The sequence below is a fragment of the Methylobacter tundripaludum genome, from assembly GCF_002934365.1.
Lineage (GTDB): Bacteria > Pseudomonadota > Gammaproteobacteria > Methylococcales > Methylomonadaceae > Methylobacter_A > Methylobacter_A tundripaludum_A.
The window spans coordinates 252119-274619 of sequence record NZ_PTIY01000001.1; the positions used below are offsets into that span (position 1 = coordinate 252119).

21 protein-coding genes are annotated in these 22501 nt (G+C 47.6%); 1 reads left to right on the forward strand and 20 read right to left on the reverse strand.

Annotated features, from left to right (window positions below; genetic code table 11):
- Positions 1-2: 2 nt before the first annotated feature.
- Positions 3-419 (reverse strand): OsmC family protein, encoded by a 417-nt coding sequence (locus B0F88_RS01200; RefSeq protein WP_104422106.1) that lies wholly within the window; start codon positions 417-419, stop codon positions 3-5.
- A 137-nt stretch (positions 420-556) separates the two neighbouring features.
- Between B0F88_RS01200 and crp the strand changes: the two genes are divergently transcribed.
- Positions 557-1213, forward strand: a complete 657-nt coding sequence (crp, locus tag B0F88_RS01205; protein ID WP_104422107.1) for a cAMP-activated global transcriptional regulator CRP — start codon at positions 557-559, stop codon at positions 1211-1213.
- Between the two features lie 2 nt (positions 1214-1215).
- Here the strand turns inward: crp and B0F88_RS01210 are convergent, their stop codons facing one another.
- The 19 genes from B0F88_RS01210 to rfbH all read right to left on the reverse strand — a co-directional run bounded on the left by B0F88_RS01210 (position 1216) and on the right by rfbH (position 22497).
- Entirely contained in the window at positions 1216-2085 is an 870-nt protein-coding gene (locus B0F88_RS01210) for a DUF3014 domain-containing protein (RefSeq protein WP_104422108.1), read from the reverse strand.
- Between the two features lie 311 nt (positions 2086-2396).
- Positions 2397-4208 (reverse strand): translational GTPase TypA, encoded by a 1812-nt coding sequence (gene typA, locus B0F88_RS01215; RefSeq protein WP_104422109.1) that lies wholly within the window; start codon positions 4206-4208, stop codon positions 2397-2399.
- A 185-nt stretch (positions 4209-4393) separates the two neighbouring features.
- Positions 4394-4786: a rhodanese-like domain-containing protein gene (locus B0F88_RS01220; protein ID WP_104422110.1), complete on the reverse strand. Its 393-nt coding sequence runs from the start codon at positions 4784-4786 to the stop codon at positions 4394-4396.
- A gap of 313 nt (positions 4787-5099) precedes the next feature.
- The gene (locus B0F88_RS01225; protein WP_104422111.1) at positions 5100-6020 is read right to left on the reverse strand and encodes a LysR family transcriptional regulator; all 921 of its coding nucleotides are present in this window, start codon (positions 6018-6020) and stop codon (positions 5100-5102) included.
- Complete coding sequence (locus B0F88_RS01230) at positions 6013-7971, reverse strand: polysaccharide biosynthesis protein (RefSeq protein ID WP_104422112.1); 1959 nt, start codon at positions 7969-7971, stop codon at positions 6013-6015. Before B0F88_RS01230 ends, B0F88_RS01225 begins: the two co-directional genes overlap by 8 nt.
- 68 nt (positions 7972-8039) lie before the next feature.
- Complete coding sequence (locus B0F88_RS01235) at positions 8040-9038, reverse strand: MraY family glycosyltransferase (RefSeq protein ID WP_308471966.1); 999 nt, start codon at positions 9036-9038, stop codon at positions 8040-8042.
- Positions 9039-9254: 216 nt separating this feature from the next.
- Complete coding sequence (locus B0F88_RS01240) at positions 9255-10250, reverse strand: UDP-glucose 4-epimerase family protein (protein ID WP_104422114.1); 996 nt, start codon at positions 10248-10250, stop codon at positions 9255-9257.
- A 3-nt stretch (positions 10251-10253) separates the two neighbouring features.
- The gene (locus tag B0F88_RS01245) at positions 10254-11393 is read right to left on the reverse strand and encodes a glycosyltransferase family 4 protein (protein WP_104422115.1); all 1140 of its coding nucleotides are present in this window, start codon (positions 11391-11393) and stop codon (positions 10254-10256) included.
- Entirely contained in the window at positions 11390-11623 is a 234-nt protein-coding gene (locus B0F88_RS19145; RefSeq protein WP_146083294.1) for a hypothetical protein, read from the reverse strand. The genes B0F88_RS01245 and B0F88_RS19145 overlap by 4 nt, the downstream gene beginning before the upstream one ends.
- A gap of 19 nt (positions 11624-11642) precedes the next feature.
- Positions 11643-12482 (reverse strand): glycosyltransferase family 2 protein, encoded by an 840-nt coding sequence (locus tag B0F88_RS01250; RefSeq protein ID WP_181049804.1) that lies wholly within the window; start codon positions 12480-12482, stop codon positions 11643-11645.
- Positions 12479-13357 (reverse strand): alpha-1,2-fucosyltransferase, encoded by an 879-nt coding sequence (locus B0F88_RS01255; RefSeq protein WP_104422117.1) that lies wholly within the window; start codon positions 13355-13357, stop codon positions 12479-12481. The genes B0F88_RS01250 and B0F88_RS01255 overlap by 4 nt, the downstream gene beginning before the upstream one ends.
- Before the next feature lie 41 nt (positions 13358-13398).
- Positions 13399-14151, reverse strand: coding sequence for a DUF268 domain-containing protein (locus B0F88_RS01260; protein WP_219820740.1), 753 nt, complete (start codon positions 14149-14151; stop codon positions 13399-13401).
- Between the two features lies 1 nt (position 14152).
- Positions 14153-15043, reverse strand: coding sequence for a glycosyltransferase family 2 protein (locus B0F88_RS01265; protein WP_181049805.1), 891 nt, complete (start codon positions 15041-15043; stop codon positions 14153-14155).
- A 17-nt stretch (positions 15044-15060) separates the two neighbouring features.
- Entirely contained in the window at positions 15061-16179 is a 1119-nt protein-coding gene (locus B0F88_RS01270; protein WP_104422119.1) for a glycosyltransferase family 10 domain-containing protein, read from the reverse strand.
- A gap of 16 nt (positions 16180-16195) precedes the next feature.
- Positions 16196-17644 (reverse strand): polysaccharide biosynthesis C-terminal domain-containing protein, encoded by a 1449-nt coding sequence (locus tag B0F88_RS01275; protein WP_104422120.1) that lies wholly within the window; start codon positions 17642-17644, stop codon positions 16196-16198.
- A 24-nt stretch (positions 17645-17668) separates the two neighbouring features.
- Positions 17669-18397 carry an FkbM family methyltransferase gene (locus B0F88_RS01280; RefSeq protein WP_181049806.1) on the reverse strand — a complete coding sequence of 243 codons (729 nt, stop codon included), beginning with the start codon at positions 18395-18397 and terminating at the stop codon, positions 17669-17671.
- 85 nt (positions 18398-18482) lie between these two features.
- Positions 18483-19436 (reverse strand): NAD-dependent epimerase/dehydratase family protein, encoded by a 954-nt coding sequence (locus tag B0F88_RS01285; RefSeq protein WP_104422122.1) that lies wholly within the window; start codon positions 19434-19436, stop codon positions 18483-18485.
- A 13-nt stretch (positions 19437-19449) separates the two neighbouring features.
- A complete protein-coding gene (locus B0F88_RS01290; RefSeq protein WP_104422123.1) occupies positions 19450-21159 on the reverse strand; it encodes a thiamine pyrophosphate-binding protein in 1710 nt (569 codons plus the stop codon).
- Positions 21160-21183: 24 nt separating this feature from the next.
- Entirely contained in the window at positions 21184-22497 is a 1314-nt protein-coding gene (rfbH, locus tag B0F88_RS01295; protein WP_104422124.1) for a lipopolysaccharide biosynthesis protein RfbH, read from the reverse strand.
- Positions 22498-22501: the final 4 nt, after the last annotated feature.

Below are 22501 nucleotides of genomic sequence, written 5' to 3' on the forward strand. Positions count from 1 at the left end.
AGTTAAACCTCGATAACTTCAAAATCATGGGTGATTTCCACTGCCTTGCTTAGCATGATGGAAGCAGAGCAATATTTCTCTGCGGATAATTTTACCGCTCTTTCAACAGCAGATGCTTTTAAATCATGGCCGGTGACAATAAAATGCAGATGAATCTTGCTGAACACGCTAGGGATCGCGTCGACCCGTTCGGCGGTAACCTCAGCCACACAGTGAACCATATCGTTTCTGCCTTTTTGCAAAATCTGCACCACATCAAAAGATGAACAACCGCCGACGCCCAGCAAAAGCATTTCCATCGGACGCACACCCATGTTACGGCCGCCGTGATCGGGAGGGCCATCCATAACTACAGCATGTCCACTGCCGGTTTCGCCGACGAACATCACGCCATCGACCCATTTGACTGTTACTTGCATTTATTTTCCCGGTTAAAAATGACGCATAGAGTAGCATAAAAATACTTATTGCCAGAGTGACAATATTGATTTTTTTGTTAAAATCCTGCATTGTTACCCAGACCCGCCACGGCACTAAGGACAGATGAATTACACCTATGACACTTACCCCCCAAGAATCCCCCTATAAAGCAGCGCTGGAGCATTTTTTACGCTTTTGCCATATAAAGAAATATCCCGCCAAAACGACCATCATTCGGCCTGGCGACATAGGCGACCGCTTATATTTTATCATAAGCGGCTCGGTCAGTGTTTGCGTGGAAGACGCCGACGGCGGACACGAATTGATACTCGCTTATTTGAATAAAAATGAATTTATCGGTGAAATCGGCGTATTTAAAGGGACCGAACCGCGAAAAGTCAGCGTTAAAACGCGCGGCGAATGCCATTTGGCCGAAATCAGCTACGAACGGCTCCGCCAGATTTTGAGAAAAGATCTGGGGGAACATGGCCCCGACATTCTTTTCATGATAGGCGAGCAATTATCGTCACGACTGTTAAACACCAGCCGTAATTTATGCGATCTGGCGTTCATGGATGTAGAAGGTCGAATTGCCCGGACCTTGCTGGATTTGTGCAAAGGCCCAGAAGCGATAACCCACCCTGATGGCATGCAACTGCATATCTCCAGACAAGAAATCGGCCGCATGGTCAGTTGCTCCAGGGAAATGGCCGGGCGCGTCTTAAAAGAACTGGAAAATAAAAAACTGATTAGTGCGCACGGCAAAACGATCGTGGTGTTTGGCACGCGCTAAAACTATTCTTTTGTATTAACCAATCCCTCAACCAGAATGCGCAGTTTATTTTGGATGATGCGGGTATTTTCAGGCCCCATGCGCAGCATCTGTTTATGTACCGGGTTTGCCGCTTCAAGCTGCCGATCGGCAAATTTATAGTTTATCGAGTGTCTTAGCACTGCAAGCCGCCCGTCAACAACAGGCGCAGCAAGAATGACCGACGCCGCTTTGGTGAAAATATCTTCCAGGCTGTACTCATCCGGGTAACTGAACTCCCTGAATACCTGCAACAATAACGGCCTGAATTTTTTATACACTGCCAGCGTCGCCTGTACATCCAGTTCATTTATTGCCGCCGCCAGCCAGTCATAGCGCTGATAGCTCTTAGTCGATATAAACAGCGAGCCATCCTGTTGCTCGACTGCAAACGGCTGATCCGGCTGAAGAAAGCGCAGATGCTTTTCAAGCCGCAAGCCTTGCGAAAAATCGTTAACAATGACAACGTATTTCCTGACCAACTGATCCGTATTCAGCCGCCCGGCAAGCGCTGGAGAAATGCCTGTCATTTCCTCCCGGAACAGCGCGTCGCTATGGTCAAGGTCGGGCAAAATAAATGCAGTTTCCTGTTGCAGTTCGACAATGTTATCTGAAACGGCTTCTTCCACTGCCACTCCCTCTATCGATTCCTTGATCGACAAAGCACTCATTGCATCCATCTGTCCAAAACCTGAAGGAAGCGCCAAAGTACGGGATTCAGGTTCTGTTACGGCGGCGCTTTGTTGATGCTTAAAATAAAACCAACCGGCGCTCGCCAAAGCGGCCAAAATAATCGTCGCCACAATCACGGCTCTGCCGATTTTTTTACCTTGAGATTGATCGTATCGATTCATGTTTAAAACCTTGGAATGTAGGGCTCAACTCGCTTATATGCGGTTCGTGGCAATCCATTGTATCGGTAATAAAAAAATAGTTGCCGGAACAACGCCTCCGATTTTGATCGGCTGTAACCACCAAACGCAAACCTAATGTTTTTTCAGGCTTGGCTCAACTGATTTTTAGCCTATGAATTCTACAGAGTTAAGTCTGATCGAGCGGCCTTTGCGGCCAAAAACACAAAAAAGGGGAGAACCGGACGGTTCCCCCCCTTTTGTGAATACGGCTTGCCGGTTAAGGTGAGCCGATGAGCATGATGCCCGCTGACTTAGCCCTTGGTCGCTCTTTTACGCTCGTTTTCAGTTAACAACTTCTTGCGCAAGCGTATCGATTTTGGCGTAACTTCAACCAGTTCGTCTTCGGCAATAAATTCCAACGCTTGCTCCAGCGTCATTTTCTGAATTCTCGCCAGCACCAAGTTTTCATCCGAACCCGAAGCGCGCATATTGGTTAGCGCTTTGGGCTTGCAAGGGTTAACGGTTAAATCATTGGAACGTGAATGCAGACCGACCAGCATGCCTTCGTAGACCTCGTCACCATTAACCAATAATAACTCGCCTCGCTCTTGTAACGGATGCAATGAGTAGGTGACGGCTTTGCCGGCAACCATTGAAATCATTACGCCGCGTTGACGGCTGCCCACGTCGCCCGCTTTCATCGGTCCGTAGTGGTCGAATACATGGTACAACAGACCTGAACCTGAAGTAGCGGTCATAAACTCGGTCTGAAAACCGATCAAACCGCGCGACGGCATCATGTATTCCAGACGGATGCGCCCTTTGCCGTCAGGTATCATGTTAGTCAAATCGCCTTTGCGTTCGCCCAGTTTTTCCATGATCGCACCTTGGTGGATTTCCTCCACTTCGATGGTGACCATTTCAAAAGGCTCGCACTTTACCCCATCAATTTCTTTGACGATAACTTCAGGACGCGATACGCCCATTTCAAAACCTTCGCGGCGCATATTCTCAATCAAAACCGACAAATGCAGTTCGCCGCGGCCGGATACCTTGAATTTATCAGGATCCGCAGTGTCTTCAACTTTCAACGCAACGTTATGTTGCAATTCTTTGTCTAAGCGGTCGCGAATTTGGCGCGTGGTGACGAATTTGCCTTCGCGTCCGGCAAACGGCGAGTTATTGACCTGGAACGTCATACTGACCGTCGGCTCATCAACCGACAATGGCGGCATGACTTCTACGGCATCGGGATGGCAGATGGTGTCTGATATTTCCAACTTTTCAATACCGGCAAAAGCAATAATATCGCCTGCCCGCGCCTCTTGAACTTCAACGCGGTCCAAGCCGTGAAAGCCGTAAACCTGCAGCATGCGGCCTTTACGCTCAACACCTTCCCGATTAACGATAACCAGCGGCGTGTTGGGCTTGATAGTGCCGCGTTGAATCCGGCCGATACCGATAACGCCGGTGTAGGTGTTGTAATCCAGGCTGGTCACCTGCATTTTGAAAGGGCCATCGATATCAACAGGTGGCGGGCTTACTTTGGAAACAATCGTCTCGAATAACGGGGTCATGTCGCCGCCGGAGATATTGTGATCCAATCCGGCATAGCCGTTGATTGCAGACGCATAAACGATAGGGAAGTCCAGTTGCTCATCGGTTGCGCCCAAGCGGTCGAATAAATCGAAAGTTTGGTCGACAACCCAGTCAGGACGAGCACCCGGACGGTCGATTTTGTTGATAACCACAATCGGCTTCAATCCCAGCGCAAACGCTTTTTGGGTCACAAAACGGGTCTGCGGCATAGGGCCGTCCACCGCATCGACCAGCAACAATACCGAATCGACCATCGATAACACCCGCTCCACTTCGCCGCCAAAGTCGGCGTGTCCCGGGGTGTCGACGATATTGATGTGATAGCCGTTCCAGTCCAGCGCGGTATTTTTGGCCAGAATGGTGATGCCGCGTTCTTTTTCAATATCGTTGGAGTCCATAATGCGCTCAGTCACTTTAGTATGAGCGGCAAACGTGCCGGACTGTTGCAATAATTTATCAACCAGGGTCGTTTTGCCATGGTCGACGTGGGCAATAATTGCAATATTTCTTAATTTTTCGATCACTTTTATGGTCTCTAAGGTTTAAATAAACAAATGTAAGATGCGCGATGCACACCTTTTTAAACATGATGAATGCGTGATGCACTCTAATGGGTTAAATGCGGGGGAAGAAAGGACGGCGCCGCCGTCATGACTGCTGTTTAGATTTTGTTGGACGCACCCTGCTTGGTCCAAATTTGGCTATAAGATTAACTTTGCTCCCAAGGCAGGCCCTGAAAGCGCCAGCCGCCAAGATTACCCCGATGCTTATGCTCATCCAGGGCGCCTTCAAAACCGTCAACAATATTAATCAACAACTGATAACCGGCCTCTTCCAATGCTTTTGCCGCATCCAGCGAACGTTGGCCGCTACGGCAAAGCAATAAAACCGGCGTATTGCAATCAGGTGCAACCTTTTTAACTTCGGCAACAAACTGCGGATTGACTTGCCAATCGGGCGCTTCTTTCCAGGGAATGGATATAGCGCCTGGGGGATGCCCGACAAAGGAATGTTCAACTTTCGTTCTTACATCCACTAATACCGCATCTGAATTATTTTGCAACAAATCCCATGCGTGTTGCGGAGCTAAATTTTCTATCATCTTATTAATCTCTACGTGCGTTTTTGGCCGACAAACCTGGCTTCATTGCCAACCCCTGATGCTGCTTTTTCTTGCGTAAAGGCTGATAAAACAGTAATTCCGGTCGCCTATTATCGCATCCCCTAGGCCACGGTCAAGAAATCGACTCACGACGACGCCATCAGGACGGCGCTATAATGGAGCATTTTTCCTGGCAAGCATTGATATTTAGCCCTTGCCTACAAGGATATAGGTAAAAAAAGGAAGCTCCACCTGTTCAAATAAGGCGTTACATTACTGAAAATACCGGGCAACGTCCGCCAAAAACACGCGACTAATCAACACTCTGATTGCGTTCCCCGCGGCTAACCCGGTATTCCAGAAATTCCTGCAAAAAATCCATAAAGCCCCTGACCTTTGCCGACAAATACTTTCGATGGGGATATATGGCATGGACATCCAGAGGCGGCGAGGTGTAATTTTCCAGAACAGCTTTCAGTTTGCCCTTTTCAATGTCCCTGCCCACGATATAAGTCGGCAACATCACCAAGCCCAAGCCGTTAATTGCGGCGATGCGTATCGGGTCTGCGACATTCGCCTGCATCCGGCCTGAAACCGTTATCCCCGTATAACCGGCTTCGCCTTTGAACAGCCATTTATTCCTCGGCGCGATAGCCCAGTTGACCAGGCAGCTGTGATCCTCCAAATCTTCCGGCGTCTGGGGAACGCCGTATTTCTCAAAATATTCCGGCGAACCGCAAACAACCAACGACGAACTGGCTAATTTCCGTGCAAACATGCTGGTATCATCCAAAGCGCCCAAAGAAATAGCGACATCGATCCCCTCGTCAATCAAATCCCCCGGACTGCTCTGTAAAATCATCTCGACGGTCAAGTCAGGATGTATCTTCAAAAATTCAGCTACGGCCCAAGCGATATGCGTCGCCCCGATCACCGGCGGCGCACTGACTCTTAAAATCCCCCTGGGCTCGGTCTGCAAATGCGTGACAGCGGCCTCCATCTCCTCAACCTCTAGCAACACTTGCTGGCATCGCTCCAAATAGGACGCGCCCACGTCGGTCAGGCTTAAGCTGCGCGTGGTTCGGTTGAATAATCGCGTACCCAGTACACCCTCAAGATGCATGATATGTTTGGTCGCCATGGCTCTTGAAATATCCAGATCGCGCGCGCCGCCGGCAAAACTTCCGGCCTTTGCCACGCGGACGAAAACGTTCATGCTGGTCAATTTATCCATTCACAATCCGCCTGTCTTCTTTCCACAACAAGTCTTCGATTTCACATTGCGGTACAAAACCGGTAACTGCGTCGGCCAAAACAGCCCTAACCCGTTCAAAGTCATCATCTTGTGTTGCCTGCTCCAATACCGCCAACATTTTCTCCAGTTCGGTCCACGGAATCACCTGCTCCTGCGCGCGCATAATTCTTTCGTGCCCGGTTTTTGAAACGTTATCGCCAATCAAAAGTTCTTCATACAGCTTTTCTCCAGGCCTTAAGCCTGTATAGCTAATCTCTATGTCGCCGCCCGGATGCTCTGCATCTTTGATTTCCAATCCGCTCAAATGAATCATTCTCTTGGCTAAATCAACAATACGGATAGGTTCGCCCATATCCAGCACAAACACATCGCCGCCCTGACCCATTGCACCGGCCTGAATGACCAGCTGCGCCGCCTCTGGTATGGTCATAAAATAGCGGATGATTCTCTCGTCGGTCACCGTTACCGGCCCGCCTCTTGCGATCTGTTCCTTAAACAACGGCACCACGGACCCTGAAGATCCCAATACATTGCCGAAGCGCACCATCGTAAAACGGGTTTTTGTATTATTAGCCTGATTAAAGCTGAGCGCCTGCAAAATCAATTCAGCGAAGCGCTTGGTCGCTCCCATCGTATTGGTTGGCCTGACCGCTTTATCCGTTGAAATAAGCACAAAAGTCTCAACCTCCGTCTTTATCGCGGCCGTTGCCGCATGCAAGGTGCCAAATATATTGTTCCAGACCGCTTCGCCCGGATTTCTTTCGACCATCGGCACATGCTTGTAAGCCGCCGCGTGATAGATCGTCCGCACCTTGAAAGTCTTGCATATTTTTTCGCAGCGCTTAGCGTTTACCACCGAACCCAATACAGGAATCAGTTTTATTTCTTTATCGTTCTTGGCTTTGGTTAATAAATGCTGCAACTCTTTTTCTATCGCATAAAGCGCAAATTCACTGATTTCAAAAAGAATCAACGACTCCGGCTGCAACAGAATGATTTGCCGGCAAAGCTCGGAACCGATAGAGCCGCCTGCGCCGGTCACCATTACGACCTTGCCTGCGATATTGGCATGCAGCAGCGATTGATCGGGGGCCACAGCGTCGCGTCCCAGAAGGTCGGCAATATCAACCTCCTGTAGCGCATCAACGGTGACCTTGCCTTGGGCAATCTCGGACAAACCCGGCATCGACATCACATGAACCGCAAAAGGCTCCAGCAAGCGAATAATTTCACTTTTACGCGCCCGATTAGCTGAAGGCATAGCCAGCAGAACGTCTGAAACCTGATATTTTTCTATCAAGTACCGCAAAGAGCTGAGCGGATAAATCCGGAGACCGTTGACCTTTTGTTTATGCAGCAACTCGTCGTCATCGATGAACGCGACCGGCCTGAATTCACGTCCATAGCCTAATGCGGAAGCCAACTGTACGCCGGCGTTTCCCGCGCCGTAAATCACTACATTTTTTTTGCTGTGATTTTTTGCACCTCGGCCTACACCCAGGTTTAAATAAACCTCACCCAACCACCAACGCGCAAAAAAACGGCTTCCGCCCACCAGCAGCATCATATTCAACCAGTTGAGCGGTAACACCGTCCGGGGGACGCCTTTGATGCCGGACTCGTACAATACAAACGCAAAAAACAACGCATAAAGCGTAGTCGCCTGAATTATGGTCCATAACGCCCTGACCTCTATGTAACGGATAATCGCACGGTACAAGCCCAACTTGACAAAAATCGGTACGGCTATCACCGGGGCCGCAGCAAATAGATACCACTCATCGTCTTTAGGAATGTACAGCTCTCCCCAACGCAAAGAAAAGGCCGCCCAAAGAGCAAACATCGCAAAAAAAACATCGGCGCTAATCAAAATAAATGCCTTCTTCTGACGCGCAAGACCAATGAACCAGTTCGCTAATCGTGACCTCATCAATTATCCCTGTTTTTCTATAGCAATTTTCATTAATAACCGGCTTCATTATCCCCGATTCAACAAGCTCACTCGGCATCCCTGGCTTGAGCCAGCCGATCACCGGCCTTGTAACGATATGCCAACAACAATAACGGCAAATACGCCACCATGAGTCCAACAATACCGTCTAACTTTTCCAATGCAACCAAACCCGCAACAGGCATCAACCAAAAAACATTAATAGCGCCTATTGCCAGGGTGACTGGTTGATGGGCGCCTATGATGCGGGATGCATATTGATAGGCATGGCTATGGTGCGCCTCATAAAACTTCTCGCCCCGCAATACGCGACGACACAAGGTAACGGTTGCATCGACAATGAATACACCCAACAAGATCAGCCACACCCATAATAACCCAGGTTCAATCCTTGCCGCTTGCACCGAAAGCAGCGCCAATATGATACCCAAAAAACCGCTCCCTACATCTCCCATAAAAATACGGGCGGGAGGGAAATTCCAAACAAGAAATCCCAACACTGCTGAAGCCAGAAGAACCGGCAACATCCAAGCGGTTGAATCGGGCGCAACAAGCCACACCATCAAAGCCCCCCCGCAACAAACCGTAATCGCCTCAATACCGGCAAGGCCATCAATGCCATCCATGAAGTTGTACAAATTGAGCAACCAGACTACATACACGGCCGCAAACGCGTACCCAAACCATCCCAAATCCAGCGAATACCCAAAGGCTGAGACAGGAGGAAAGCCACCCAGCCAATAAAGCCCCCAAGCCGCCGCTCCGAAATGTACCAATAAGCGCCAGCGTGCGGCAATATGTCCATGATCATCCAAAAAGCCGGTTACCGCAACAGCGCATCCGGCGCCCCATAAGGCCAAGCATACAGGGTTCGCCAGCAGATCAAATCTATTGAGGAGGGGGAGAGCCGCCAAAAACGCTGTCACAATGGCGACACCGCCGCCACGAGGCGTTGGTGTCGAGTGCGAACTGCGTTCATTAGGAACATCGATTAAGTTCCTCGCCAACGCGTACCTGCGCAAAAAGCCGGTAAGCCCCCAAGACACGGCACTCGTTAGCAAAAGAAACCACAAAAAAATCATTTGTACCTCTATTTAATAATTGACAACTGTATGGACAGGTGTTTGCTCTTCGGCAACTGCTCCCAATAACATGAATTATTTCCTTGAGCTTACTATGAGTGCCAACAACCTTTCCCGGCAGGAAATTGTCGGAGTGAAAAACTGAATTACTTAGATTGAATGTTTCTGAGATTAAGCAGCTTATGATTTTTGTAAAAAATCTGCGGCGGTTTTTTTCAACGCGTCATCCACTCTCACCGGCGGTCGCCAGCCCAACAGATCGGACGCTTTGCTGATGTCGGCTTGAAGCGAACCACACAACCGCTGCGCCATCTCACGCTTACCCAACAACATGGCGCCTGTCTTTAATAACCAGACAGGTATAGGGAATAGTTTAGCGGGTTTGCCCAATGCGATGCCCAAACGCTGCAACAATTCGGTAATAGATATGTCCTCACCGTCCCCGGCCAAAAACGTCTGGTTGGCAGCGGCAGGATGATCAATGCAGGTTACGATCAAATCAACCAAATTATCCAGCGCCACCAGTGTACGCTTATTATGAATCCCACCCAAAGGTAAAGGGACCCCCGTCTCAAGCCAACGCATCATGCTGCGAAAATTGGCTTTCACCCCCGGTCCGTAGACCAATGGCGGGCGGATGATCACCACTTCCATACCGGTTTCATCAGCCAACTGCCGCAATGCATCTTCCGCTTCAAGCTTGGAAATGCCGTAAGGATCAACAGGTGCAGGCCGATCTTCGGCGGTATAAGGCTGTCCTAATGGCGTAAATTCACCATTGACCTTGATCGAACTGATAAAAATAAAGCGCTGTACGCCGGCGTCGGCTGCCTGCCGGGCAAGATTAAAGGTACCCTCAACATTTACCTTGCGAAACGCACCCTGCGGATCGGCTACGCTAGCTTTCATTACATGCACATGCGCGGCAAGATGAATGACCACTTTTATACCACGTAGCGCATCCGTCCAATCCGTTTCACCGTTTATAGTCCCGATTGACATGGTCTCAATATTTTCGACCTGAAAATTTACAGAGCGCGCCACCGCACGAACAGATTGCCCCTGCCGACGCAACTCAGCACAGAGTGACCTGCCCACAAAACCATTTGCTCCGCTAACAAGCACCGTCTTCGATCTTGAGCTAAATGTGCTATGCAATGTCCCCGTCTCCCTCATTTATTAATCACAACGCTTCGTCAATAGCTGGCCATAAAGCGCTAACATTCCCTCGGAAATTTTGTGGCTGGGAAACAACTCTAGCGCACGCGCACGCGCAGCAGTGCCCATTTCGTGCCTCAGAGACCGATCATCTATCAGCTTCAGCAAAGACTGTGTAAGACCGGCAACATCTCCAGCCGAAAACAACAAGCCTGTTTTTCTGTCTTCCACTGCGTCAGTAACTCCATAAATACACGTAGCCACGGTCGGGACTTCAGTAGCTCCCGCTTCAATAATGACCTGACCAAAGCCTTCGCGATAGCTGGGCAGGCAAAAAATATCCGCGGCGGCCATATAGCGCTCAGGGTTAGTTGTAAAGCTCACTCTGCGCAAGCGATCCCCATATGCACCACAAATTGCTTGCACATAAGCAAAAGAAATATCCTCTTCAGCGCCAACCAATACCAACACTGCATCTGTTCGCTTTGATGCAATCTCGACAAACGCAGCAGCAAGATCGAGTATTCCCTTATCACGATTTAATCGCCCTAAGAACAGGACTATGGTTTGCTCCAAGCTTACGTCTAACTCTCTTCGCACCTTCTCCCGCACTTGAGCATCAGGATGAAACTGATCGGCATCAACGCCGCAGATTGAACCATGCCCAATTACGATGCCGTTGCCTTGAGGCAAAATACCTTCAGAAACCAAAAAATCCCGTTGCGACGGACTATCCATTAAAATCTGATTAGCGAATAGCACTATCAGCCTATCGAACATTTTAAGTGATCCGCGTTTCCATCCTTGTTTTGTCGCCCAAACCTGTCCGGTAAAAATATGCATCCGATTGGGAACCCCGGCCGCCCAAGCAGCCAACATGCTCAACAGTCCTGTTTTAGGCATAATGGAATGCACGAGATCAAATCGTTCACGGCGAAACAAAATCATCAGCTGAATCAAAACCATTAAATCGCGCCAAGGTGATGCTTTGCGCTCAATGGGTAGTAGAATGAGTCGAGCGTTGATGCCATCGAGCAAGTGGGCGTCGGCGTTATTACAGACCACAGTTACATCATACTTTTCCGCAGCCGCTCGAATGTGTCCTCGCAAAAAAGCGTGGACCACCGCAGGGATAGTGGCTACATAACAGATTTTTTTCACGATGCTTTGGGTTCCGTTGCAAGACCGTCAAAAATATTACGCCAGTCAAACAACACTAAGACGTTACTAGGCAAAACCGCTCCAGAAACCGCACTCGCATAGGCATCGCGTTTACTGAGCATTACCGGTTGGTGTTTTACAAAAAATGGAATAGTCGAAAGCTGTTTAATCCGAACACCTTGTATTCTTGCTGGTTCACAACGAATAGATTGCCACGAGTCAGTCGTCATACTTTACTATCCAAAAATATCAAGAGGCGCTGTTAATCAAAAAACGCCATTTTACAATACTCCACCTTCGGAAGTATTTTAAAAACGAAAAACTCGAAACCAGTATAAACATGAAAAATGGAATAAACCCGGCACTAAAAATTTTTTGATAAGTATCCAATATGCCTTGTTGCGCTCTCCACAGGTTGCCCGTTAATCCCCCATCCCCAAACTCTTCTTTGAATGAATAAGCCATTGGACTATTCAAAAACCAGGCTGGTTGACCATTAAATACAAGGGTGAGCCAAAGCAAGTAATCTTCTGCATAGCGCTTTTCAGGGAAAAACCGGAAAGAGACTTCCCGTTTTAACATGACTGAACGTGTAGGAAGGCAATTGGAGAACAGCAATCTACATTCATTGATCCGGCGAGCCAGCAAGCTTTCTGGTAATTCCGGCAATGCAACGCCTTCCGATATTTTGATGCTCGGATGACCCGACAATACGACATCCGGGTGCGCCGCCATCCATTGATATTGAATCGCCATTTTTTCCGGATGCCAGCTGTCGTCCGCATCCAGGAATGCAATATAGGGTTGTGATGACTGCTCCCATCCTGCGTTACGCGCACTACCGGGCCCACCGTTCTTATTGAGTCGCAAGACTTTTATGTTCGTTTCTTGATGCTCCTGCCGAAGCCGATCCAGAACGGCCAGCGTTTCTCCCCCGTCATTGCTGAAGTCATCAATCAATATGATCTCTTCCGGGGGGCGTGTTTGAGCGATCACTGAATCAACCGCACGCTGGATAGTATCCGCACAACGATAACACGGAATAATCACGCTTACAGGCGTATGCACTGAGTCATACCGATCACTCATAGCCGAATCCATTCATTAGGCATCAAATCGCGATCATCATTCCCATTGCAAAACCAGCTTCCGGGCGCGACAACCAATTTCTCTGGGCTAGGATTTAACCACGCACCCCACCAGCTAAACGTGCTATTTGCGATAACATGATGCTTGCATAAGCTCATCAGCTGCATATCTCTGTAACTTTCCGCTTGACGATTATGATCGACATAAATACAAGGAAATTCCACGGTTAAATTTTGCCTTACCCACTCCATATCATCAGAAAAGACATAAAACACCGGTCGTTCAACGCGCTCGGCAATATAACCGATCGCCTTATGATAATAGTCTGACGAGCATACTTCCATGATTTTTCCGGTTTTGGAATCGCTGACATAATCCCCACGACGGACGTGTAAACTGATTGACTGGGTATTTGCAATTTCCAATGCCAGCTCAGAATTTCGCCCAGCCAATGGCTCCCGAAAAGTAAAATCCCGGCGAATAACACTTTCAAATGGTTTGAAGTAACGTTCCGATTGCCAGTAGCCAAACAAATAACAATCATCGTTCAAATTAAAGAAATCGGACCAATAATTAAAATGGGGCTCAACCACAAACTTCTTGCCCCTGAGTCCTGCAAACTGAGGGCGCCGCAGCACTTTCTTGACCAAGCGATTTGCTCTCCACCCTAATAGCTGACGCACAGTCGACACCTCTGCCCTTTCCGCAATCACATTGAACACCCGGCTCAATTCAAAACCATGATGCAAGCGGTAATCCGAAAAATCGCCCAAGTCGAGAAGAAGCTTCTGGCTATTCGCAAGCGAAAGCGCACGTCCGGCAGCATACTGGAACATCTGGTTACCGATACCCCCAAGAATATGACTAACTACCATATGCACCTTATAAGAATATTACTCATAATCGACCAAAACCATCAGGGCTTTTGAAAATGAAACAGCCCGCAACCATACTCAAAATCGCTCGCGGCCTCCACTGCTCTTTTTTCACTGTATTGGCCGGCATCATCCACATAGGAAAATTCAATTAACTTCATATCTGGAAACAACTTTAATACTGAAATTGGCGAGTGTACCCTATGGGCATTGAAGCAGACTCTTTCGCGCCCAACCGGCAAAGAAATAAACAGGTTGCCACCACGACTCACTATGCGCTGCAATTCACGCGCCGCTTTTGTGCTGCCGTAAGGATCAATCGGGTCGCCATAGCGTCCAAGGCCAATATGTTCAATAACATGAAGACATGATAACGATTCGATAGAATCATCTGGAAACGGCAGGTTCAGAATATTCCCCGCAATAGAAGTTAATCCCGGCAGGGATGCTTTAAGTGGCCGATAATCGACAAAAACCGTTTCGACTTGAGCGCTCAGTACGCTAATGGTGAGAACGCTGGAACCAATATCGACATGCTTAGCAATTTCCGCAGCACCGATACGTCTGGCAAGCCATGCACCCTGATAAAAATAGTGAGCATCGAATGGTGTATGAGTACTCCAATCTCCCAAGCACGGTTGCATATCAAGAACGCGGATTTTTTCCGCGCCCGTTTCCCCTGCATAGCGAAACCAATGGTTGAAAAAACGTGGTAAATAAAGAATGCCAAGCAGTGGACGAGGATATAGAAAAGCCAATAACCAGTGTTTTAGAACTTTTGCGAGCAACTTCATTTTATCGTCTCTGAAAAACATACTTAATACACCAAGCTCCGACTATTCTTACAGCATCAGCAAATCTAAATTTATCGTCCCGCAGAAGGGTTGCCATCAAAGATAAATTCCCCTTTTTGACTGAGTGGAAAAGCCGTTTAAGATTCCTAGCCGTATGCTGCCTTACCAATAAATCACGCAGTTTAATTCTCTCTGCATCATTCATGCACGTTCTTGACCAATAAAATTCTTCGAGCCGGTTCATTAGATCATATGGAAAGTGGCTTGAATCCTGACCAGCATGCACCCGACACTCGTATAGCGGCGTAACTTGATACGCAATAGATCCAATTTCCGCCAAATCACAAAAATATACGGCGTCAAAAACCTTGCCAAATTCTTCTCTGAATTTAACTGAACGGACTGCGTGACTGCGATATATCGCTGGGGAGAGGGGTATACATGAATTTCCTGCATATTTCAAAGCCACATGCCCACTACATGTGTACAACTCAATAGGTTCACCACCGACGGTGGGCACAAGAGTTTCTCCGGTCTTATTACCAGCTTCATCTATAAAATATCCATTACATGAAACAGCCAAAAGACTATCGTTAGCCTCCAATAAGCCGATTTGAGTCTCAAGAAAATTGGAGCACAACCTATCATCATCGTGAAGCAACACAACATATTTGGAGTCGTTGCTAAGCATGGCTCTGCTGAAATTCCAGATAAATGGATGGTTATTCTCGGCCTCAACCCATTGGACCTCACTTCCTATAAACTCTTCTATACTTGCATACACATCCTTATTACTACCATTGTCGTAGATGACAATTTTCTTAGGTTGTTTAGTCTGTGAAAGAACGGAATGCAACGATTCACGCAAATATGCGGGACGGTTGTAGGACATGATGCATACAGTAACGTCTAGCATGTCTTAGCCAACCTAATTACGTTTCTCGCAAAGCCTTCATAGGAGTGAAGCATCCCGGCTTCTGTTCTCAAATAATCCCGCCCCGCTCTAATCATTCTTATGGCATCATGCTCATTCGCTGAGTTCATATAATTATCAACTTGATTGTAAGAATTAAAATTTCGCATATCAACAAATGACTCTACTGGAACAAGTGTTTCAATATCCGGGGCACCTAAATATAATGGGACGGTTCCAGCGACAAAGCAATCAACCATTTTTTCAGTCATATATCCCGGCAATACCATATTCTCAAAGCAAATTGAGAAGCGGTAGCCACTTATTGTTTCCAGCTTGTTTTCGCATCGCCCCAGATACTGGTCTTTGACAGCATCTCTAAGCCTATTGCCCCATACCATCGGCAGCTCATCCAAATCTCCCCAGCCTGCACCGTACAAATCCAGCTCTTTTTTACTTGCAAAGTACTCAATTGCTTCAAAACGTCGATCATGAAGCGATGCGGCTAATGATTTACGATACGCCGGAGAAATAAATTGCCAGCTCGCCGATTTAACTTGCCGTAATACATTGATCAGGCTCAGCCGACCAGGAATAAATAAATTTTTAGCTCTGTATTTATTCGCGGCAACAAGTACCAGCTTTTTCCTATCCTTCCATGAACGAACCTCTTGCATATCATCGAAATAAAAAGAAGGGAATCTAAATTGAAGCCTTGTCTTTTCTCCTATAGCGCCGCCTTGTCCATTTAGAAAACCGAATCCCAAATTAAACTTAAATCTATCGGCAATTTGAACAACGCTGTCGTAAAAAAACGGCGCGTAGAGTGGCGCTTCAAAACAAGTAATTAAGAATGGCATAGCTCCCAAATCGAGCAATTTAGCTGCGTCTGTCGACGTCATGTCCTGTATTACATACACATCTTTCGCATTCCATTTTTTTGAAGCAATATTTGCAAGCGCAACATCACCTGATGCTACATTTATCCCAGATTCTGCAGCCATACGATACAAGCATGTTATCCAGCCAGAACCAGGGAAACGGTAACTCCATTGCTTATCGCGCAATTGATCTTTATTAAATTCTTCGATATCGCTACAGAACGCAAAATGCATAAACCGTTAACCTAAATCAGTTATGAGAGATCACTGCTTCTCTCCGCAACACAGGAAGTAGCATTGAATATTGAAACAACAAAAATAATAAGCCAATAACGCACAACCGTATAAACGCAAATAAATGACTTCCGTCATAGTCCAGTAATTGACTTAAAATTTTTGCCATCACAAATAGCACCGCTCCCATGATTGCACTTTTCACAAATAGCTTCAGAGGCAAGACTACAGACAGGTGATTTTTGGTTATGTAGATAGTTAATAGCAAAGTGACCATCGATGAAAATGCAAGGCCAAATCCAATGCCATGTGAACCATAAACTGGAGTCAGATACCAGATTAATAAGATTGACATCGCTGCTCCCACTAAGTTCGGAAGAAGCAATAGCTTTGTATTCATTCGGGCATGAGCCGCCATGCCAAAAACAGCCGTTGAAATCCTTGCCAGTTCAGCCAATGCGCCCCATACAACAAACTGAGTTGACAGTTTGAAGTCACTCCCCAGTAAGAGCTGGGTTAATTCCGGTGCCGTTGCCATTATAAGAATACTCGTCAATAGTAAGGAAGGTAGAATAGATTGAGAGTACTCGATCCAAGCATGATATTGCTCGTTGATATTATCATTGCTTATTCGCTTATAAAATTTCGGCTGAAAATAAGTTGTAAAAATAGATTCAAATCCAGCAATTAAACCAGCACTTATTCCATAGCCAGCAACAAATAATCCAAGTTCAATCAATCCCAGACGTTCTTCCATCAGGTAACGATAACCTTGACTTTGAATCCATCCTAGCCCAACGGCAATTGCAACTGGCCAAGCGAATCCAAGAAAACTCTGGATGTGTGAATGTGACAACTTTGGGAGTCTGTTACTTTTCGGGTTCGCACGCTGTAATTTTCCAAAGAAGATTCTTTTTCCAATCAGTCCGACAATTAATTGGCCGATCAGTAATCCACTTAGCCAATTTTCAGCGTTTGGCGAAACCTCTCGAACAAGCACAACAGCAAAAATCAAGCTCGTCGCAGTGGTGGCGACTGCCAGAACAGAAAACCAACCTCTGTGACCGAGCAGATTCAATCCTGGAATTACAACTTGGTTAATCGTGCCAAAAATTAGGTTTCCGCAAACCAATAGTAACAGCCAATAAATGTTAATGCTCGGGCTCCAAATGTTAAATCCGGTTAAAGCGAACAATACTAGGGCTGAAAATACATTGACTATTAGAAGATAGCGCCAAAAATACATTAAATAATTTGTCGCTTGCCCTCTCAAATCCCAAGCATGTAATCGGCGATTCATAAACATGCCAACAGGATTGAGTAGCAACAACGCAAAAAAGGCCACTGTCGCTGTAACGATAGAAATCTTACCCATTTCTGCAGGCGACAACAAACTTGTTGCAAGCCGAAGCGTTAGCAACAAGAGCGCGAACTGAGCAATCCGTCCAATCGCAATTAATAGCATTATTTAACTATTACCACACTTAATTCAGGTTGTTTTTCGCTTTAAGAAACGAGGAACAAAAGGTTTAATTTTTTGTTTCATTACATACATGGATATTGGAACTTCTGTAGCAATACAATTCCACAGTGTAACTAGTGGATCGTCCTTTTTTGCATACCAATCGTTACACCCTGTTTTTTTAAATCTTATATATGACACAGATTGCATAAATTTTTTTACTTGGGGGTCAAGTCCATGTGAGTTGTCTTCGATAATTACTATCCTAGGAGAGTTTGTGCTGAAAGACATTCCCGCTAGCACGGACATTTCATGGCCCTCTACATCAATTGTTAGAAAATCGATGGTTGTTATGCCTCGTTCGAGCAAAATATCATCCAAACGTGCTGTTTTTACTGTAATTTTTTCCACCTCTTGCTGACTCAAACTTCTGATTCGAGCAAAATGATTCTCATCTTTCTCTATTGTCGAAAGCGTTTCAACTCCAACGGCCACATGAAATTCAACTTCACCTAATTTATAGCTTGCCGCCATCTCAACAACTTCACATGAACGTGCATCCCTAATTTTTTTGCAGAAAGCTGGCATCGGTTCAACAACTAAGCAACGCCATCCCAGTTTCTCGAAAAAGTAGGTATTACTACCAGTTATGCCATCAAACCCGCCGACCTCAACACAAGTCCCCATTTTTTTGTCGAAAATCTCATTGAGAATTTTATCTTCACCAAATTGAGCATAAAATTTTTTAGTTTCCATCGCCATCCTTAATTTGTAATTACACGACCACTTATTCTGCATGTGACCAAAATCATTGATTGAATCACCATAAATCACTCGAACATCAACAAATGTTTATCCTGCTTGATCTAGATTGTTGCAACATCGCTTCCATTTCTTGCACAATCCCCTCTAGGGAAGTCAAGGATGGTATATATCCAAAGTCCGCGGCACGGGTATTCAATGAGTAGTAATGAGGCTTGCTACCCGTTGCATTAACGCCGGCAGTTGCGTCGGTTATTTCATACTGCAGACCAAATTCTTTTTGCATATTTGCTAATAGCTCAGGCTTACTAATTGGTGCTCGACTATAGCAATCGACAACAGCGTTGACGGCCGGTGTAGAAAGAAGCGCGCTGACCAGTTTATAGAAATCCGATGGGTGCAGGAAGTCACGCACGATATAGTCGGATGAAGCCTTCAGCACTATTCCATCGCGAACAGCGCGCAAAATATCCGTGATTAGAAAGCGTGCGGAAATATCCTGTGTGCGACTGAAATAATTGAACACCCGTATATCAATGATAGGTAATTCAGGATGGGCGCGATGCCTGCATTCCGCATGCAGCTTAGCGACGCCATACCATTCCTGCGGGGCCAGATCGTTTATCGCCACAACCGCCGGCGTATTTCGGGCAGCCGGCTCGTTGAAGCTCGATCCATATGCGGCACCACTGCTTAAAAACAAGTAGCGACATGCCGGGTGTGCCCCTAGATAATCCAGCACCAACTCATCAAAACGCAGGGTGATATCAAAGATCGAATTGCCCAAGACCACCGTCTGCGCAGGGTTGCCGACACCAACGAAGTTAATGACGGCATCGAATTCCTGCTTGGCAAACCCGGAAAATTCATCTACCGGATAGCGACCTGAAAGACCTACAGACATTAACCATTTTGCCGCCTCGTCGGGATGGCGCGCAAATAAGTGCAGCTGTTTGTCGTCCGCTGTGGAAAACGAAACGATCAAGTCTCTGGCAATTTGGCTGGTCGCTCCCAGAATGGCAATTCTCATCATGCTGCCGGATCGATTAGACGCTTAGCGGGGGAAACTGTTCATCCAGCTTCGAGCCAAAAGCTAAGCGTGGCCGACATTCCGTCGCGCCATCCATCATAATTTCGATCAGCAGCGGGCTTTTGCGCTCCGCTATCAGATTCAAAGCGCGCTCTGTATCCGCCGCGTTGCCGACACGATGGGCTTCAATCCCGTAGGCTGTTGCAATATCGGTGAAGGAGGGGCTGCTGTAACCTTTCTGAGTCGATTGGTTCCGGCCGTCAAAATACATATCCTGAAAATTCTTGACCATGCCCAACGCTGAATTGTTCATTACGATAATAGCCAGATCCAAGCCCAGTCTATTCAGAGTATCCAGCTCCTGGATATTGATTTGCAGGCTGCCGTCTCCGCTAATCACAACAACTTTGTTCCTGGATTGAATGGCTATCCCCAATGCTGTGGGCAATGCAAATCCCATCGCGCCCATCCCGCCGCTGTAATGAACAGCCTGGTTAGGAGATAAACGCAAGCTTTGCGCCGCCCACATTTGATGATTGCCGACATCACAAACGTAATCGACGGCATGCTTAGCCAAAATGCGATTTAGTTTTTTGACAACCTCACTGGGACTGATTTCCCAGTCCGCATATTCATTAAGCTGAGCCCGGTCGCGTTGTTTTGACAGCTCGGTCAACCAGTTTTTGTCCAGGCTTGAAAATACGCTTGTTTGAAGCGGAAATGCCTTGAAAAAACTGCCCGCCGTTGCACAAATATTCAGGTCGGCCTGAACGCGATTAGCCAATTGCGACGGATCGATGTCTATCTGGACGATATGCGCATGACGAGCAAAGTCTTCCACGTCGGAACCTGTTTGCCGAACATCGAGGCGCGCACCCACTACGATCAGCAAATCACAGTTTTGTACCGCCCAATTGGCCTCGCGATTGCCATAACTGCCGATCATGTTGAAGTAATTGTTGCCCGCGGTCACCCGCTCATGCCCCATCAGTGTAGACACATACGGGACGCCTAGAGCATCTGCCGCCAGCAGCCAATCGCTCATCGAGTCGGCCCAGCGCGCTCCACCGCCGATACAAATCAACGGCCGCTGCGCATCCTTACAAAGCGCTTCCAAGTTCTTCAGATCATTCAAACCTATTTCCGGCCCGGTGTTGATGTCCAGCGGAACATTCAGCCATTTTTCAACCAATGCATCAGGAATCCCGGCTCGTTGGACATCGTTGGGAATATCCAGCAACACCGGGCCTTGACGTCCACTCAGTGATATCGATAACGCTTTATGCAATTCCGACAGCAAATCTTCGGGGTCATCGACTCGCACTGCATATTTTGTCAATGACCGTACCACTTCAACAATATCCAGCTCCTGAAATCCTTGCTGCCTGATGGCCTGTTCACCTTTGAGTTCACGGGTGTTGACTTGCCCCGTGACGAATAAGCAGGGTACGGAATCGAACCAGCAACTCCCGATACCGGTTACCAGATTGGTTGCACCCGGACCGCTGGTTCCCATCGCCAGTGCGATGGTTTTCCCTTTGGTATATCTTGCCACGCCTTCCGCTGCGAACGCAGCAGATTGCTCATGGTGCATCGAAACGATGTTGAATTGCCCCGATTCGGCGAAGCTGTCTAAGAGATGGGTGATCATGCCGCCCACGAGTTCGAAACAGGTCTGAACTCGATGGTTTATCAGAAATTTGGCGACTACGTCAGAGGCTTTCAATGCGAATCCTATGTTCTCGTGATTTTATGAGATCACACCAAGAAACGTTTCGATTTTCTCGACCACGAACGCCAGCTTCTGTTCATTCAGGCCGGGGTAAACACCTATCCAGAAGGTATTGTTCATGATCTCATCGGTGCGAGCAAGTTCGCCGCTGACACGATAGGTTCTATCTTTGAAATAAGGCTGGCGTGTGAGGTTACCGGCAAACAAGAGGCGTGTGCCTATTTTGTATTGATCCAGATATTTCAGCAGCTCGACCCGCTCAATGCCCGCCGATTCCCTGAGGGTAATGGGAAAGCCAAACCAGGATGGCTCGCTATCCGCAGTGGCCTCGGGAAGAATCAGCAGCGCTTCGCAGGATTTCAACCGCGCCTTAAGGAAGGCGAAATTGCGTTTGCGTGCGGCTATAAATTCCGGCAAGCGGTCCATTTGCGCTAAAGCGCAAGCGGCTTGCATGTCGCTGATGTTGAGGTTGTAGCCCAAATGCGAGTAGGTGTATTTGTGATCGTAACCTTTGGGCAAAGTTCCGAGTTGCCAGCCAAAACGTTTGCGGCAAGTATCGTCGCAGCCGGGCGCGCAGTAACAATCACGCCCCCAATCGCGGAAGGATTCGATGATTTTTTTCAGCTTGCGGTCTTTGGTAAAAACGATGCCGCCTTCGCCCATGGTGATGTGATGGGCCGGATAAAAACTGCATGTGGCGATATGGCCGAAAGTGCCGACATGCTGGCCTTTGTAAAGCGAACCCAGCGCATCGCAGCAATCTTCAATGACCCACAGGTCATGTTTTTGCGCGATAGCCATCACAGCATCCAGATCATACGGATTACCCAAGGTGTGGGCGATCATGATCGCGCGAGTACGTTCGCTCACCGCCGCTTCGATTTTTTGAGGGTCGATGTTGTAGGTCGGAATATCGACATCGACAAACACCGGCACCATGCCGTTCTGCAAAATCGGATTAACGGTGGTAGGAAAACCTGCCGCTACGGTAATGACTTCATCGCCCGGCTTTAACGCGCGCTCGCCCAGTTTGTACGAGGTCAGCGCGGTAAACGCGAGCAGGTTGGCCGCAGAACCTGATGTAGTCGTCAGTGCGTAAGGCACGCCGACAAACTCGGCAAAGCGCTGTTCAAATGCCTTGTTGAAACGTCCTGTGGTCAGCCAGCCATCCAGGGAGGCATCGACCATGTTTTTCAATTCGCCGGCGCCAAGCACTTTACCGGACGGTGGGATGACGCTGGAGCCGGCCTCAAATGCCTGTTCCGCGAAATGCAACTCACTGTAACGCTCAACCAGATCGAATATCTGTTGTTTCAACTCTGCCTTGCCCACTTCA